Source organism: Paenibacillus sp. JNUCC-31, from assembly GCF_014844075.1.
Lineage (GTDB): Bacteria > Bacillota > Bacilli > Paenibacillales > Paenibacillaceae > Paenibacillus.
On the sequence record NZ_CP062165.1, the window covers coordinates 3,038,902 to 3,056,005 of the forward strand.

A 17,104-nucleotide genomic window follows, 5' to 3' on the forward strand; every position below is an offset into this window, starting at 1 on the left:
GAAATACTTCACAACACGAGAAATCATCTGGGTATCATCCCAGTTCATATAGTTCACGTAACAATGGTGAAAACATCACAAACCCCTTGTCTCACCTATAGGTGCGGGACAAGGGGTTTCTATGGTCATTTTTGATCATAACGCTACCTTAAAATAAATCCTTATTGAACCTTAACCATCTGGAAGTGTTGATTCGTACCGCCGTTATCCGTCCACTGGATTGCGGCAGCCCCGTCTGCCAGGGATTGCGAAGAAATATCAAGCAGCTTGCCTGTGCTGCGATTCTTCAATTTATAGTAACCACCACCCACACTAACCAACTGCCATTGCTGACTGGCCCAGCCGCCATCGTTCCACTGTTCAATAACAGCTCCATCTGCTGTGGAGCCATTTTCCACACCGATCAGCTTGCCACTGGATCGGTTGATGATTTTGACATAACCGCCACCTGCATCGGTAATCTGCCACTGCTGACTGATCGTGCCGCCATCTGCCCGCTGCTCCAGATCGGCACCATTATCCGCAGAACCACCGATGACATTCAGCAATTTATTGCTTTTGCGACTAATCAACTGGTACGAAGCATTGGGGTCCCATACATCGGGCGTATCCACTCCTGTTACGAAACCCGTAGCTGCATCAATGGTAACACTGCTTGCCCAGTTCATCGCCAGACTGGTTGCACTCGGGAAAGACAAGGGTAGCCAGACATACTTGGAATCCTGCACGGGCCCGCTCCAGGCACCCGCCCAACGATCGCCCATGTAGAGATAGGAGGTTGTCTGTGAGCCTTCCACCGGAAGGACGTAAGTCGATTGGGAACCATAGGTTGTGCTATCTCCAAAGTTGCTCAGACCGCTCCATGTGCCAGTTATGCTAGTAGCAGTCGCATATTTGGCCTGATTCGGATTCCAACCCGTAGCCCCGGATGTAATCAGGAAGTAGACGCCTCCTTTTTTGAACAGGGCAGGTGCCTCACGATACTGACCCGGCCACAGCGTCGTTACGAGCGATTCTACTCCAAGAAAATCAGGAGTAAGCTTGTAGATATTCAGGTCGGCATTCACTTTGGTCGCTGAGATGAGATAAGCCGTTCCGTTGTCGTTGTATACCGTCATATCTCTCGAGTCATAGCCAAGCGGACGATAGCTGCCCACATACGTATAATTGCCATCCACCGTACTTGAAGTCGCTACAGCCACTCGGGCTTCACCGTAATCGACTCCGTTTTCCTTGTGCATCCAAAGGACATACTTGCCTGTTGCACTGTTATATATCACTTTCGGGCGTTCGATATTGGAAATGTTCAACTCGGCAGCCGAGCTGCTGGTGAGCACATCATTGCGATACTCCCAGTTTTTCAGATCTGCTGAACGATATACGGAAACCGCCTTGAACGTTCCATTGGGGTTACGGTTCTCTCCAAACCAGTAACAGTACCCGTTAGCCTTAATCATTCCGCCCCCATGGGCATGAATGACATTGCCGTTTGTATCTCCTTAAACTGTACCCCGTTGGTTACACTAAGGGGAGCAGCGGAAGCCTGTGGTCCTGAAGCAACCAGCATACCTAGCGATTGCAGCGCTAAGATTAGGACGAGCAGATAACAAAGTCGATGAGTAAAACGATGCGGATTTGTTTTCTTTTCCAACCGGCCCTCATTCATAGAACATGGCACCTCCGTAATTTATTAATAAAGCGCTTACAATAAAATCGATACGTCTCTTCTTCCTCCGATCGATGATGCATTTCATCAATTACCTATCTCTCAGACTGGCTCGGCACTCACCTCCTGATTACGATTGTATCCGCCATCCCCATGCTCGAATAGTGAACAATCCTGCGGAACATGTACGATTACACACTGAACTTACGGAGTGAACAGCAAAAAGACGCCTCATTTGAAGCGTCCCCGCTATATCTAGCCTATCGCCTATAATGTAAGCTCTCTAGCTCTTGAGGCACGTACAGATATATGTTGCTGATATCCGTTTCCTTGCCTGTTAACGCTGCTTCTTAATCTTCGTGGTCAAAGTCCTGATCAAACGACAGCACTTTACCCGTGTTGGCATCGACGTCAACATCGGCTTCGCCGCCTGCTGTTCTCAGTTCCACTTCATAAACATAGCGGCCGTTATCATGATCCAGTTCGATTTTGGTTACTTTTCCACCTGTCACCTGTTTCAGGGCAATGTTCGAAGCTTGGGTCTCTGTCAGTTTAACTTGTTTGGAAGCGGCTTGATTGGAAGAAGCGCCTGCCACAGTGCCATTATAATCATCGTCGTCATCATAATCTTCATCATCGACTATTGCGAGGATTTTACCTGTATAGGCTTCCAAACGAACGACAACGTCGTTGCTTCCTTTTTTGTCGATTTCAACTTCATAGAACGTTTGTCCGTTTCTGCGCTCCAGATCCACATCATCCACTTTACCATCCGTTGCTTTCAGGGCTGCTTCCTTGGCCTGTGCGACCGTCAGCAATTTACCTGTGTTCTGGGTCTGTGTTACTGACTGTGTAGTGGACGTTTGCGCAGGCTGTACCGATTGTCCGTTCACACTCCCACTAGCCAGAGCGGCTGATCCTCCGAGCAATACCGCTGCCGACAAGCTGCCAATCCATAGTTTATGTTTGTTCATCATTATCATCATCTCCTCGTTGTTGTTCTCGTTCTCGTCTACAGTTATAGATTAACCTGGACGAATGAGAGTTCAGCGAGAGCCAGATTAGAATTTGATGAGAAAACGAGGAGAACACTCACATTATTCCTTGAATAGCAATGTGCATGGTTTCATGCAGGGCTTTTGAACCTACTCGGAGTCCTTAATCTTCGGCCTCATCCCAGGTCACGGACCGAATCGCCCCCGAAATGGCATTCACCTGCACGATGGCTTCCCGACCATCCTCCAGGTCGATTTCCACCAGATAGTACGGATTGCCGCTATTTGTTCCACGAAGCTCGATATCATCCACTTCCCCGGGAACCTTAGCCAGTGCCTTCCGCTCTGCTTCTTTCTCGCTCAGAAATGGCGTCTTGGTGCCTTCCCCTGTCGTCTCATCGGATGAAGATGCTTCCAGTGTCTTTGAAGACTGTTTCTCTCCGGTATACGGATCAATGGTCCATTGCTCCCGGCCTTTGTCCTTCATCTTTAATACCGCCACATAAACCGGGCTTCCCTGCTGCTCGACGAGCTCAAGCGATACCAGCTCGGCATCCGTTTGTTTCAGCAATTCCGTCTTGATCTGTTCCCGGCTCCATAACGTCTTCTCCTCGGCTTGCGGATTGGACTCCAGCCGTTTAATGGAATTCACGGTCGCCGTAACCGCATCAATTTGTACGTCATACAGTCCGGTTTCTGAGCGGAGCTGCATGATATAGGTCCCATCCTTCAATGTGGAATTCACGATTTCTCCCGGATATTGATCCAAAACCGATCGGGCCGCTGCATCTGCTGTTAACATCACGCGATCTGATTGCCACGGCTTCCACCACATGACTGCTATAACGACAAGGAACGCCAGGAGCCCCGCAACCCACCAAAATGAACGTCTCGGATTTGCCCATCCTTTGCGTCGCTGTTCTTCCCGTTTCATTTCTGGACGCCCCTCATGCTCCTCCATCATGGTCCCCCCTTATGCACTCTCTTATGATCCGAAATTGTACCGTGTTCACCAGTATATAAGAGAAGAATGAGATTTTCATGAGAGTGGCCCGTTCTGTACGGATGTGGGCAAAATAATCGAAGCTTCGGTTCCCCTGCCCTCGGTGCTGTTCAGTTCAATACGCGCGCCCACGGCTTCTGCGATATCTTTGGCCAGGGAAAGTCCCAAGCCCGAACCGCTTGCTCCGCCGCTGCGTGTTCTGGCCTGATCTACGCGATAGAAACGGTCAAACACCTTGGACAATTCCCCTTCACACATGCCGATTCCCTTATCCACAATACGTATCCGACATTCCTGCCCCTTTGCTTCCAGCCGGACTTCAATGGCATCCTCACTATACTTGCGAGCATTGTCCAGCAAAATAAAAAGCATCTGCTTCAGCTTGCTCACATCGCTAACCGCCCATATACTACCCGGATCATCGCAGTGGACTTCCCGATGATAGGCTTCGCGAAACGCACGGGTGGAATCCAGCGCAAGCCGGGTAATATCCACCCGCTCCAGCTGCACATTCCACTGCTCTGGCTGCTTTGCCAGCAATAACAGCTGCTCGGTCATCTCCCGCATGCGCACGGATTCGGACAGAATGGCCTCCACCGCTTCGTCGAATACCTCGGGTCGATCCTTGCCGCGTCGTTGCAGCAGACTGGCATAGCTCTCAATAATGGTGAGTGGTGTTTTCAGTTCATGTGAAGCATCAGAAACAAAGCGCTCCTGCCGCTCGAAGTTGGATTCGAGCAGGTCCATCATGCGGTTGAACGTCTGTCCCATTGTTTTCAGCTCATCTTTCGATCTTTCATCCAGCGAAAGTCGCTTGAACTGACCACTGGACTGGATATCGCTCATTGTGCGAGTCATCTGCTGAATCGGCCGTGTCATCCGGTTCGCCAGAATACGGCTGGAGATGATGGCCGGAATCAGCGCAATGATGGTCACGGCAACAAGAACTGTACGGAGCACAGACAGGCTATTCTCGGTATCTTCAATGCTCTCGGTGACTTGTACATTCACCACTTCACCGTCCGGCCAGATGACGGGCACAGAAACCCAGACATATCCGATTTGTCCAACCTGGATATATTCGGATTTCTTTTCGCTTTCGTACTTGAAAGACAGCTTGCTCAGCTGCTCCTCTGCGGAGGTTGTCACCGGCGGGGAGCTGGTGCCGTCTTCGTTGACGATCCGCAGCATGCCGTCCAGCGGCGCGTAGGCTCGTAACAAGTCATCCGGCGGAATGGAGCCGGCAGACTGCCGCACTCCTTTTACAATAGACTCGGCCTCGGCTTCGACCCGCTTGATCTCATTATCGATCGACATTCGTTCAAATACGATGTATACCGACAGGTTCACGGCAATCAATAGCACGGCGAACAATACGGACGAGTATCCGTAAATTTTGCTGCGCAGACTCATACTTGCTCCTTCAGGACGTAACCAACGCCCCGAACGGTATGTATTAAGGGTGGTGTGAATCCGCTATCCACTTTTTTGCGCACATAACGGATATACACATCCACCACATTCGTATCTCCATAATAATCGTATCCCCAGACGGCCTGAACAATCTGGTCCCGGCTGAGCACCTGGCGCTGATTTTGCATCAGATATACCAACAGATCGAACTCACGCGGGGTAAGCTCAATTGGTTGACCATCCCTAGATACCTCACGGGTTCCTTCATTCAGCTTCAAGTCACCTGCGGTAAGCCAACCTGTCTCGTTTTCCGCCGTGTGCTCCATAGATTGCGCCGTATCCCGTGTGACCGAAGAGGCAGAATGGGCAGCAGCCGAGGCTGCACTCAGACGCAGTGCAGCCCGTACTCTCGCGAGCAGCTCCTCAATCCGGAACGGCTTGGTGATGTAATCGTTGGCCCCGAGATCAAGTCCCGATACTTTGTCTTCCACAGAGTCTTTGGCTGTAAGCATCAGAATGGGCACCGTGGCATCCTTGACTCGAATCCGCCGTAATACCTCAATTCCACTCAGACCCGGCAGCATGATATCCAGCAGAATCAGATCCCATTGACCATCGATATACATCTCCAGCCCTTCCGTTCCGCTGCCTGCCTTGCCTACCTGATATCCTTCGTATTGTAATTCCAGTTCAAGCAGGCGTGCAATTTTGGGCTCATCCTCGATCACCAGTACGGCTTCATTCATGCAGAGCTCCCCCTCATCCCGTCATTCCATTCTCCCGTTATATTACAATACGAATTACAATTTACCTAAGGCATCCTCTACCAAGTCATCCCCTGCGATCAGATCAAAAGCCATTCGATACGTCTTCTCCTCCTGGAGGGAAGCAGCGATTACACGAGCGACATCTTCACGCGGGATACTTCCCGGTTTCAGGTCTGTTCCTACGGAAATCTTGCCGGTGCCCGGCTCATTTTTCAAACCACCAGGACGGATAATGGTGTAATTCAGTTCACTTGCGAACAACGCCCGATCCGCATAATGCTTCGCCACATAATACGGCTTGATGGCATCCGACCATTTCTCCCGCTGATCTGCCCCAAACGCACTGACCAGAATATATCTGGTAATCCCCTGCTGCTGCGCTGCCTCCATCGTTTTCACCGCACCATCCAGATCAATGAGCAATGTTTTGTCTGCACCCGTAGATCCACCGGAACCCGCTGTAAAGACAATGGCATTATGATCCTTCATTGCCTCGGCCAGATCATCCACACTGCCTTCCAAATCGCCAATTACGACATTGGCTCCCAGCTCTTTTAGTGCGTCTGCCTGTTCCGGTTTGCGAATCATTGCGGTGACCTGATGTTTCCCTTCCTGCGCCAGCTGCTGCACCAGAAATTTGCCAATTTGTCCGTTCGCTCCAATGACTAATACGTTCATATGTCGTTCTCCTCTCGGTTTGCCTTTTATAAAACCAGCTTTTTATAAAACAGACTTGTCTTTAATTTAAACGAAAGCCGACGCTTCTAAGCGCCGGCTGCTATGTATTACTACTGTTCAGCGCATCTGGTGTGATGCAGATAACACGTCTTTCCTTTAATATACCATACGCCCCATATGCTTTATACCGAGCGCCTTTGACCCACAATATACGATAACAACATGGGATACACCTAAGTCAGGAAATGCATAATATGCCCCTGGGCTAATCATGGTTACAACAAAAAAGGCACCCCAATTGAATTGGGGTACCCTTTTGTGCTGCATGACGTACAGATCTTAGTAAGCCAGTGCAAACAAACCGTGAATATGAGCAAGGTAACGAATGTTACTTGCTTCTTTCATCATAGTTGCAGGCAGACCTTTCAGACGAGTCTGGTTGCCACCGATCATGCCGACAGCATCCTTACGACCCAGACTTCCCAGTGTACCAGAGAATACTGGTGTGAAAGATTCCATTGCGCCACCTTTGAACATTACGCCCAGGTTGTGACCAATGGTTTCACCCATTTGCCAAGCCAATTGTGCTGTTGGAGGGTATGGACGAGCGCCTTCGCTAGGGAAGACCACTGCGCTGTCACCAGCAACAAACACGTCTTTATGAGATGTGGATTGCAGTACTTCCGTAACTTTCGCACGGCCACGATCCACTTCAATTCCGCTATTGGCAACAACTGCATTACCTTGAACGCCGCCTGTCCATACGAGTGTGTTCGTAGGGATTGAGCTTCCGTCTTTCAGCAGAACTTCATTTTCTTTCATTTCGGTAATCGCTACGCCAACGATGAAGTTAACGCCACGTTTTTCCAGACTCGATTTGGCACGCTCAACCAGTTCTGGCGGGAATCCTGCCAGGATGGAAGGACCTGCTTCAACCGTGTACAGGGAAACTTCTTTGAAGTCGATCCCTTTTTCCTGGCATACAGCCGGAAGAAGGTCAGCGAATTCACCAACAAGCTCGATACCTGTCAAACCACCGCCACCGATAACAAACGTAGCGTCTGCTTTGTTGCCGGATTGTTTGTAAGCATCCAGACGAGCTTCCACGTGTGCACGAATGCGGTTAGCATCGCTAACGGATTTCAGCGTGAAGCTGTACTCCTGCAATCCCGGAATTCCGAAGAATGCCGTTTCACTGCCCAAGGCAACAACGAGTGCATCGTAAGAGTAAGTAGAACCGCTGGTCATGAGAACTTTTTTCTCGTCCGGCTTGATTGTATCCACCGTATCGATTTTCAGGTTCACATTTTTGCCACGCAGCAATTTTTCGAGTGGAAGGGCAACTGCTTTTTCAGCAATGCTTCCCGCTGCAAGACGGTGCAGTTCCGTAATAATTTGGTGCGTAGGGTAACGGTTCACGACTGTAATAGTCGCTTCTTCCGGTGTCAGGTATTGACGCGCTGTCAGCGCAGTCAACAGACCTCCATAACCTCCGCCCAAGATCAAGATTTGCTTCGACATATCCATCCTCCGTTCTTCTAATCTTAACGTTGCTGTTGTTGACGCTCGTTCAGGATGCTCAAGAATGATTGAGCAAAACGCAGCGTTTGTTGTACGTTTGGATCTTTAAGCATTTTGAGCATAGCGAACAAACCAACCGAAGTTTGCTCGGCTTGCGCACGATCACTCGCTTCGATGGCAGCAGAAGCTACACCTTTAGCTTTGTCTACAACAGGCTTAGCAAACTCGCCCATTGCGCTCATTGTGTCGCTGATCAGAACTTTGTCTGTAGCTACGCTTTGTGCAAAGTCATAAGCTTTGGTCATTGCAGTGACCATTTCAGCCAGTTTAGGCAGGTTCTCCACCAGAACGGTCAGAGACTCCTGTACCTCAGGCTTCATCAGTTGATCCAGTACGTCCAAGGACTGGCGCTCGGAAACGTCGGCACCTTCTGTAACCGGCACCTCTTGTTGAGTAGGCGATTGTGACATAAGAGAAAGTCCTCCTTTACTTTGGGATAGAAGTCCGCGACTTTCATGATGCCTGTCAAGCAGAGTCGAACCACAAATACATCCAATACAACTAAATGTACCAAATTTCACACAATAGAATGAGCACAGCCCAAAGGCCGCTCCCACATCATGTATTGTATCTTGGGTCTATTGCGGACAACATGTGTTGACGCAAAACGACAAGCAGGCCGAAACCGAACTCTATACCCCTATATTACACCTCTTACACATGAACATGAAAAAGAAATTTTTTACACTTGTGAAGATATTGTGAACATTGTAACAAAATCGATTTTTTTGTCAAGCTTTGAGCCACGTTAAAACGGCTTACCCTCCTGTCTGGAGATCTGTGTTCCTACCACATGTGGTATTAAGACAAGATCACATATGACCATATGTGCGATATGTACACAAAGAGGGATTTTTTCGATCCAAATATACAGGAATTGTTTTCCAAAATCATGAAATTCATGCAACGAATTTGGTCACTGTCGTTATTATGCAGCTAGGAGTGCAGCCTTATTCCTGAAATGACATCATTTCTTGTTCAAGTATGAACCTATCGCGGCATGAAAGCAAAAAAAGACAGAAAGAAGGCCTGACGGATCGTCCTGCCTCCTGATATTTCTTTCACTGTTCGCCAGATCTAATCGTTACATTTCGGCCACACCATAACGATTTCTGGGGAATGCTGATCCATTTCTTCAAGCAACGCTTTTATTGCAACGACAACAGCTCGCTCCAATTCCTCCACCTCTAGCAGTAACAATATGGCTTGATCGGCATGGAGCTTATCATTCGGCTTTCCTCCTTCGGGGAAAGGAAAACATTGTTTGAGCATGTTCAACCTTTGCGTCATGATCCGATATATCTCTTCCGCCTGGAGACAGAATGGAATCAAACTCGTATAGCGGGGAGTCGAAGCCCACTTTAGAGAAAGCTCTTCGAAAAACTCACCTGCATAACGTCTTGCATCCCACAAAACAGCAATGTTATAGGCGTTACCGTTTGGTTCTACCTGTCTGTATTCCAGGGCTTCTCTCCAAACTGCATAGGCAGCCAGACCACTGACTGTGTTCGGCAAGGTATACGGGTCCTCCCCACGGTAATGAGCCAAAACAGCTGTCAGCGCTTCGCGCAAGTTCATTTCTCGTATCATGCCATCTGATTCCGCTGCCAGTACAAATACTTCCTGATTCACACCCCGGCCTACATGATCATAGGGAATTGACCCTGATTTAATAAAATCAGTACCGTATAAGGTCCGTGCGGCATCATCATAGCCATAGATCAATCCGAATTCGGGAATGTTCAGATCCCATACCACAGCCGGAATTCCCCGATGAATGGAGGTACGAATCAAGGAGAGGGCCCGAACAAGCCTTGGATTCAGCAACCTTTTCCCCTTCGCTTTCTCCTCTAGCATCGAAGGATCGACCAGATTGGCATTGAGCCCCGCTTCGCTCGCCAAAGCCTCAACCGCTTGGGAACGATAACCCAGATACTGCAATCCTCTGGTAAGCACCTCTTTGAAATTATAGGCGGTGGGTCCAGCGATATGTATATCCTGAGGCAGGATGGTCAGACGAAAAGAAAGCCCAGTCATCCCCATAACCATGGGGAGGGACGGAGATGGACCGATATAACCTAACATCTCGTGAATGGCCGCTGCTGCCGAGTTCCAGGTTTGCGGGTCCCGAAAAGAAAGGGGCTCCTCCAGAATCACTCGATCTTGCCCGATTGAATTCCACTCTGCCAGCATTTCTTCTACAGATAAATGAATATGAAGCTGCGACACTTTTTTACGTGAACGGGACAGGATTTGATACACATTGGCACTCGTCAGATTGAATCGGCAGGCCATTTCTTGCGTTGAGAGCTGCTCCATCCAATACGATGTAAAGACCTGTTGCTCTCTCTCATTCAGACAACCCAGCAGCTTGTGGAGATTATTCCTCATTTCCTGCTGAGCAACAGCTTGATACGGGTCATCGTGTGTTTCCTGCGATCTCCGATCGGTTTGGTTCAACAGATGATTCAGCGTCATGTCGAGAGAGTCTCGATCGCTCCATGAGTCATCATCGGCTCCAAATGCAAAGAACGAAGAAAAATGTTGTTCCCGCTGCTGCTCTCGGCGTTGCATATGTGAGTACGCCTGATTACGCACAATGCGCTGCATCCAGGCCATAAAACGCTCGGCATTCTGAAGCTGTCCCATATGAATGAACGCACGAATAAGCCCATCCTGTATAATGTCCTCGGCGAGATAAGAATCATGCGTAAGTGCTCGCACATAACGGAACAATTGCCCCCGGTAACGGCGAATCAACTCACCAAAGGCCTCTGTATCCCCAGTTTGGGCTCGTTGGACAAGCGCAATGTCCGGCTCCTTTTGCCGATTCTCGAATGTCTCATCTTCCTCTGTCCTGATATGACGATTATCAGCTAATTTATCCATGTGTATCTCCCTTTCTCCTAGCCTTGCTTCACTTCCATTACTCCATCTTCAAAATAGCAGCTTCGATCATGGCTTCCGTCTCCGCGAGTGTCACCATAATTGTCGCAGCAGCCTCCCAGTTCCGGGAGACAAGACGGGATTGGCATTCCCCGAATTGGCGGGATTGTGCGTATTTCAAAGCAGAAAGGTCAGGATGGATTGTTTTAAAAAACAAGCCATAATCATGGGCACGACGCGCGCCTACGGGCAGAGCAAAATACACATAATGAGCCCACTCATTACCATCGATTGCCCCAGCACGAACCTGTTCCGCTTTATGCAGAATCGCTGAAGCTCCGGTTCTCCCCTCCTGTGCAGCAATATCATGGATCTGTTCTGTAAGGTTTGATTTGAACCAAGTAAAAGCGCGGCGGTGAATCTCCTCCAGATCAGGCTGTTCAATGCGTTCCGGACTCCACCATCGTCGATACACACCGCTACTCCACGGGAATTCAGACTTCCATGCTTCCTCAAGTTTATCCAATGTCAGGAAGACATTCGGGAATCCAGCCGGGTCATGCAGGCATAATTCATCGCCTTCCATGCTCAATGCCACTACATAATGATCACAACCACCCAGGTTAGGAGAGTTGGGATTGTAGACGAGTTTGCCCATATCCAGCGGCCCCATCATCACAGGACCCTGCTTCAAAACCTCTCTTAGCTCATCTACAGGCATCTCTGTACCCCGTGATTGCACACTTTCGCGCACACTAAATCCCAGAATGCTCATTGCCTTGCTGATGGCCAAATCAGGACTAGAAGTACAATTATCAAAAAAAAGAATATCTTCCAACGTTCGAAAGGCCCCTAGTGAAAAGCCACCGATAGTTTCAAGCAGACCAGGGTCTACCTTCTCTCCAATGGACGACAGCAATATGGCTGCTGAATTAGCGTAGCAATACGCACCATTTCCAATATAATTGCTCATATCATAACATCCTCTCGTTCGGTTAATGAAGCACGCCGTGTAGCAATGCCTATATTAATACTGACTCTTTCTACGGAGTATTTCTGACAGATAATCCAGAAGTAATTTCTGCCCGCAAGAAAAAGCGAACGTTTAGAAAACGGACATCCCGGTTAATAAGGACTACACCAGAAACGAAGGAGATGTTCGATATGAGTAATTCAACTAGCGATAAAATCAAAGCAGGCGTAAACAAGGCCAAAGGCGAAGTGAAGGATCAGATCGGTAATGCAACAAACAACAGATCCCTTCAGGCTGAGGGCAAGAAAGACAAAGCCAAAGGTGCTGTGCAGGACAAAATTGCTGATATCAAAGATCATCACTAGGTTCATCCGTTTATCGTAAACCGCACGACGATTCGTGCAGCAAATATAGGTGAATGCCTTCCCGTACATGGTGGAATAAACTCCAAAGTGTACGGGGGCGCAAAAAAGCCAAGGAAGGTGTTATTTAATACTCCCTTCCCTGGCTTTTTTTATCTGTCCTTGGCGGTTGAAACGGCGTATCTGGCCATATCGATAATAAAACCCCGCGTTTCTCTTGTCGTATGATATTCACGGCTGAATTGTCTTACCCAATCGGGATGTTCCTGATACCAACGAAAGGTTCGCTCCAGTCCCTGTTCCAATGTGATTTGCGGGAACCAGCCTAACTCTGCCCGTAACTTACCGGAGTGAACCACCAGGCTTGAACCTCTGGACTGAGTGGGTTCCTGCTCCCGAATCTCCTTCGCTCGAATCGTACTGTGAAGGGATTGCAATAGCTCTCCAATCTCTTGCATGGTCGTTCCATGACCTGTGGAAATGTTATAGATCTGCTGATCTTGTCCATTCAGCATAATCAGTTCAATCGCACGCAGTGCATCGTCTACATACAGGAAGTCACGTACAGCTGATCCCTGAATGTCCAACGGCAGGCCGTCCATCATTCGGCCAAAGTTACGTGGAATAATCCGATCTGGCAACTGCCAAGGGCCATAAAGATTGGTCAACCGAAATATTTTGACAGGAAGTTGATAACATTTCGCGTAGGATAGCGCTAGCGTCTCACAGGCTACTTTGGATGCGGAATAAGGGGATACCGGAGCATATTCATCTGATTCGTGATACACTCTGCCCATCGCCCCTCCATACACCTCTACGGATGAGGCCAGTGCCACGGGGATGTGATGCTCCGAAGCATATTGCAAAATCGCCTGTGTACTCAGGGTGTTGTTACGAAACACTTCTCTAGGGTGATGATACGAGTAGTCTACGTGCGGCATCGCTGCCAGATGAATGATATAATCCGTTTCGTGTGGCAGGTTAAACCTGCCCTCGGCAAGGTCACAGCAGATAAAGGACATCTCATGAAGTGGGGACCTATGAAGAAGTCTCTGACAATAATCATCCTGATCCACCAGGGTGATCCGATGTCCTTTTTGAGCCAAATACTGAGAGAGGTTAAAACCAACAAATCCAGAAGCCCCGGTAATGACAATATTCAAGCACATTCCCCCTTGCGATTTATACAACAAGTTCACTAAAGAGAGTCTATGTTCTGAGTATAACCTTAAAGAGATACATTTTGTAGCATTTCACAACTGTTTTTTGTTCTTCTTCCGCATTAAACGGGTAATGTCATAGGGAGGTGATATTTACGATGAAGGATGAAATGAACAATGTGCAGATGCTGCTATTCCAGGATGATGGAGTGATTCCCAATCATCCGAGCCTGCCTGTACTTCTGTATAAGGGGACTTGGGCAACTGATTTCTCTCGTGCAGAGACCATGCTGAACCGAAACGGCTGGGGAAACAGCTGGATTAACGGTGTGTTTGACTATCATCATTATCATAGCAATGCTCATGAAGTACTTGCGGTGGTCAGTGGGTTCGTGCAGCTCATTTTGGGTGGGGAGAAAGGACAGAAGGTTTATTTGCAAACGGGAGACGTTGTCGTGCTTCCTGCGGGAACAGGACATAAACGGTTGGAGGCCAGCCCTGATTTTCGTATTGCGGGCGCCTATCCTGCTGGGATGAGCTACAACACACGCACGGGCGAACCAGGGGAACGGCCAAAGGTGCTTCGGGAGATACAAGACGTTCCCATCCCTGATACCGATCCGGTCTATGGAAAAGAAGGGCCCCTGTTAGAATTATGGAATCAAAATAAGACATGAAAGAATCAATGAGGCTATCTCGAAGGGACTCCCTCTCCCTTCCGGGCTAACGAACCTACCGCATCCTAAACTGCGAATTTTCAAGAAATGCAAATTTTAACGAACTTCAGTCACGTAAATTCGGTGCAAAACATTGTAAGGCCTTAAAAATCGCCACAATCGAAGAAATAACTGCTCTGTGATTCGTTACATCTCAGAACTGTGCAATTGGGAGCGAATAGCGTGTACTAGGTTCATTAGAACAAAATCTCATTAACAAGAGGCATTCCCCATCCTGCCATGACTTATGGGAAAGCCCCATTTCAGTTACTGGGGAAGCCGCACGCTGTAAAATCGCATGGCATGTGGCCTTCCCTCCATCTCAAGCCGTCCCTGTATGATCAGTTGTCGAATACGGTATTCAATGAATGCGTCTCCAAGAGCTTGTTCAAGATGACCCAGCACCTCACCTACGACACGGGCTGCTTTTATGAATTCACCGGGCTGTCTGGTCAACGTAATCTCTCTGGCTTTCTGCATAATGTATTCATCAATCGCGTCTTCGGGTACGCTCTGAATCTCGCCATTCTTCATTAAGCGCAGAAGCCCAGGCTGTACAGCCAAATTCATCCACTCTTGCTCCATGTGTCTGCGTTCCTCCAAAGACAATGGCTCGGCACCCACGCAGTGTCGCCACATGGATATCAACTTCTCGGAAATAATCTCACCTGTTCTAAGAACATCATGCTGCACTTCAGAAGTATTGAATAATTCTTGGTACAATGCACTTGTCTCGATTAAATAGACAGGGCCCAGCCGGTTACGCAGCAAATACATGGCATATAAAAGTCCCGTTTTCTCATGAGCATTATTCGCATACCAGATCGTTATTCGCGTATCTTCATCAATTGCACTCAATACATTGTTTAATCGAAGCAGCTCATCCATGTCTTGGACGGCATAACTTCCATGTTCACTCAAATAGAGTTTATCGAGTAGCCAGAGGTGCCTGCGGTATAAATCCGCTTGGTTAGTCAAATCTCCCAATGGACCGATGGCATAGTAGTCATTCATTGAAAAAAAACGCCGATCTGATCGACCGGGAACCTTGCCCATCGCAACCTTAATGCTGCCTAGTGGCGATTCACCAATCGCTATATGAATTTCACGTGGTTTCTGTGCCTCCAATGCCTGCTGCTCCGCTTTCTTCCGATTCCGATCCTTGTCCACCGTCTTGAATATCGACTGTAATTTCGTTGCAAAATGAACAGAATGTTCTTCCGCTGACTGAACACTGACCGCCATATCTGTCCTGAGATAGAGCAAACGCAATAACGAACGCAGCTCTTCCTCATTCATACGGTGCAGCTCTTTATCAAAGTCAAAGACATTTTCAATCATGCTTATCCTCCTCTAAACAGTAGTCATTTCGATAAAGAACCATCCGTTACAAGCATATCAGTATCTCCTAAATTTACGAAGAAATGGACTTTCCTGAGGGTTGACTCCGTTCACTCATATCCTCACGATCGGATGACGCACGGGTGAAGTGACGCTCCAGCTTCCGGCTGGCCCACAGGGATACAGCAACAAACAGCAACACGCCGCCCCACCGAACGGGGTGCTCCATAAATTGCGCTACATTAGAACCAATATACGTGACGCAGAAGATCATAATGGCTTTACCAAAGCTCACAGCAAGCAGGAAAGACAGCAATCTCATACGTGCAATACCTGCCGCCACATTGATGATGACAAACGGACCGACCGGAAAAATACTCAGCAAAAATACATAACTGAAGGCATTCCGCCGAATCCATACCATGCTGCGCTGCACACGGGGTTTGTTGGCCCAACGTTCTACAAAAGCCGATTTCCCAATCTCCCGTACGATCAGGAATGTAACGGTGCAACCGAGTATCATTCCGATCCATGAATATAAAAATCCTGCCCATAACCCGTACACCGCACCGTTAACCCCAACAATCAGCAGCGTGGGAAGCGGAGGCACGAATGACTTCATAAAGGTAAGCAAAATGCCCGGTAGCGGGCCCAGGGAGCGAAACTTCTCCAGCCAAAAACGAATATTCTCTTCCGTAATATAGGACATGATGTCCAAAGATGCCGGGATCATCTGCTTCCCTCCAATCCATACAGTAAAATCTTTGAAGATTAGGTGTTTATTATAAGATACTTCTGGTAAGTTGATGTTAAGTATCTCTACTCGCTTCTCCTCAGTATAACGTACATATGAACTCTTTACCGTTGTCAATTTGAAGAAATATTCACATCACAACTCTGAAACACAAAGAACACACCCGGACCTGTTCAGTCCTGGTGTGCTCTTCATATCGGATATCCCGCTTGAAACGGATTGTGAGCAAGCCATAGCAAATGAAATTTATCGCTTAGCGCTTATTCCAACTGTGCTTCCTGCATGGCGAGTTCATTCAGTTCTTCCTGATGCGCAGCATTCCACTCGGGAATACCGGAACGCATGAACTCTTCGGCATCCATCGCTGCTTTGGACTGGTTGCACAGATTGCACGCACAGACACAGTTTAGCGGGGTGGTATGGCCACCTTTGGCTCGCGGCAGAAGATGGTCAATCGTATCCCCATACGATCCACAGAAGTAACAGGTATAGTGGTCACGGGTCAAAATATACCGCTTAAAGTCCTTGTTGCTGAATAATCGGCGAATCGTGTACCGATTAACCACAACAGCGGCCTTTTCCTTGACCAGCGTGACCGCCAGCTCCATATCCACTTCCTGATGCCAGCGCCGTCCTTTGTCCGTCTTGCCGCGCATGCGCACCATGCCTTGCCGGTTAGTCCGAAGCGATGCCGGATCTTCCGGGTCAATTGCTGCAGGCACCGCCGGCGCATGACGGCGGGGACGGCTTTCCGTTCCAGCCCCGTGACTGCGGCTGGAATGCGCAGGCGCCCGCTGCCCGGATGATCC

14 protein-coding genes and 2 pseudogenes are annotated in these 17,104 nt (G+C 48.6%); 2 read left to right on the forward strand and 14 right to left on the reverse strand.

The window, feature by feature from the left end:
* Positions 1-161 precede the first annotated feature (161 nt).
* From JNUCC31_RS13090 to JNUCC31_RS13135, 10 genes and pseudogenes are all read right to left on the reverse strand, one after another.
* A pseudogene (locus tag JNUCC31_RS13090) lies at positions 162-1,567 on the reverse strand (RICIN domain-containing protein).
* Between the two features lie 449 nt (positions 1,568-2,016).
* Positions 2,017-2,643, reverse strand: a complete 627-nt coding sequence (locus JNUCC31_RS13095) for a PepSY domain-containing protein (RefSeq protein ID WP_192271718.1) — start codon at positions 2,641-2,643, stop codon at positions 2,017-2,019.
* A gap of 181 nt (positions 2,644-2,824) precedes the next feature.
* Positions 2,825-3,625, reverse strand: coding sequence for a PepSY domain-containing protein (locus JNUCC31_RS13100; RefSeq protein ID WP_192271720.1), 801 nt, complete (start codon positions 3,623-3,625; stop codon positions 2,825-2,827).
* A 75-nt stretch (positions 3,626-3,700) separates the two neighbouring features.
* Complete coding sequence (locus JNUCC31_RS13105) at positions 3,701-5,077, reverse strand: sensor histidine kinase (protein ID WP_192271722.1); 1,377 nt, start codon at positions 5,075-5,077, stop codon at positions 3,701-3,703.
* A complete protein-coding gene (locus JNUCC31_RS13110) occupies positions 5,074-5,823 on the reverse strand; it encodes a response regulator transcription factor (RefSeq protein WP_192271724.1) in 750 nt (249 codons plus the stop codon). Before JNUCC31_RS13110 ends, JNUCC31_RS13105 begins: the two co-directional genes overlap by 4 nt.
* Positions 5,824-5,877: 54 nt before the next feature.
* The gene (locus tag JNUCC31_RS13115) at positions 5,878-6,522 is read right to left on the reverse strand and encodes an SDR family oxidoreductase (RefSeq protein WP_192271726.1); all 645 of its coding nucleotides are present in this window, start codon (positions 6,520-6,522) and stop codon (positions 5,878-5,880) included.
* A gap of 339 nt (positions 6,523-6,861) precedes the next feature.
* Complete coding sequence (locus JNUCC31_RS13120) at positions 6,862-8,043, reverse strand: NAD(P)/FAD-dependent oxidoreductase (protein ID WP_062322892.1); 1,182 nt, start codon at positions 8,041-8,043, stop codon at positions 6,862-6,864.
* 23 nt (positions 8,044-8,066) lie between these two features.
* On the reverse strand, positions 8,067-8,513 hold the full coding sequence (locus JNUCC31_RS13125; RefSeq protein ID WP_192271728.1) for a DUF1641 domain-containing protein: 447 nt from the start codon (positions 8,511-8,513) through the stop codon (positions 8,067-8,069).
* A gap of 667 nt (positions 8,514-9,180) precedes the next feature.
* Positions 9,181-10,992 (reverse strand): RNA polymerase sigma factor, encoded by a 1,812-nt coding sequence (locus JNUCC31_RS13130; protein ID WP_192271730.1) that lies wholly within the window; start codon positions 10,990-10,992, stop codon positions 9,181-9,183.
* Positions 10,993-11,029: 37 nt separating this feature from the next.
* Positions 11,030-11,962 (reverse strand): hypothetical protein, encoded by a 933-nt coding sequence (locus JNUCC31_RS13135; RefSeq protein ID WP_192271732.1) that lies wholly within the window; start codon positions 11,960-11,962, stop codon positions 11,030-11,032.
* 191 nt (positions 11,963-12,153) lie between these two features.
* Between JNUCC31_RS13135 and JNUCC31_RS13140 the strand changes: the two genes are divergently transcribed.
* A complete protein-coding gene (locus JNUCC31_RS13140) occupies positions 12,154-12,327 on the forward strand; it encodes a CsbD family protein (RefSeq protein ID WP_192271734.1) in 174 nt (57 codons plus the stop codon).
* 149 nt (positions 12,328-12,476) lie between these two features.
* Here JNUCC31_RS13140 and JNUCC31_RS13145 read toward each other — a convergent pair whose 3' ends face one another.
* Positions 12,477-13,493, reverse strand: a complete 1,017-nt coding sequence (locus JNUCC31_RS13145; RefSeq protein WP_192271736.1) for an NAD-dependent epimerase/dehydratase family protein — start codon at positions 13,491-13,493, stop codon at positions 12,477-12,479.
* Positions 13,494-13,642: 149 nt separating this feature from the next.
* On the opposite strand from JNUCC31_RS13145, the gene JNUCC31_RS13150 reads away from it, so the two are divergent.
* Positions 13,643-14,161 carry a cupin domain-containing protein gene (locus JNUCC31_RS13150; protein WP_228469644.1) on the forward strand — a complete coding sequence of 173 codons (519 nt, stop codon included), beginning with the start codon at positions 13,643-13,645 and terminating at the stop codon, positions 14,159-14,161.
* A 306-nt stretch (positions 14,162-14,467) separates the two neighbouring features.
* Here the strand turns inward: JNUCC31_RS13150 and JNUCC31_RS13155 are convergent, their stop codons facing one another.
* The 3 genes and pseudogenes from JNUCC31_RS13155 to JNUCC31_RS33300 all read right to left on the reverse strand — a co-directional run.
* Positions 14,468-15,541 carry a DUF1835 domain-containing protein gene (locus JNUCC31_RS13155; RefSeq protein ID WP_192271738.1) on the reverse strand — a complete coding sequence of 358 codons (1,074 nt, stop codon included), beginning with the start codon at positions 15,539-15,541 and terminating at the stop codon, positions 14,468-14,470.
* Between the two features lie 73 nt (positions 15,542-15,614).
* The gene (locus JNUCC31_RS13160) at positions 15,615-16,274 is read right to left on the reverse strand and encodes a TVP38/TMEM64 family protein (RefSeq protein WP_192271740.1); all 660 of its coding nucleotides are present in this window, start codon (positions 16,272-16,274) and stop codon (positions 15,615-15,617) included.
* 281 nt (positions 16,275-16,555) lie between these two features.
* Positions 16,556-16,993: pseudogene (locus tag JNUCC31_RS33300) on the reverse strand (HNH endonuclease); the annotation flags it as partial.
* Between the last annotated feature and the right edge of the window lie 111 nt (positions 16,994-17,104).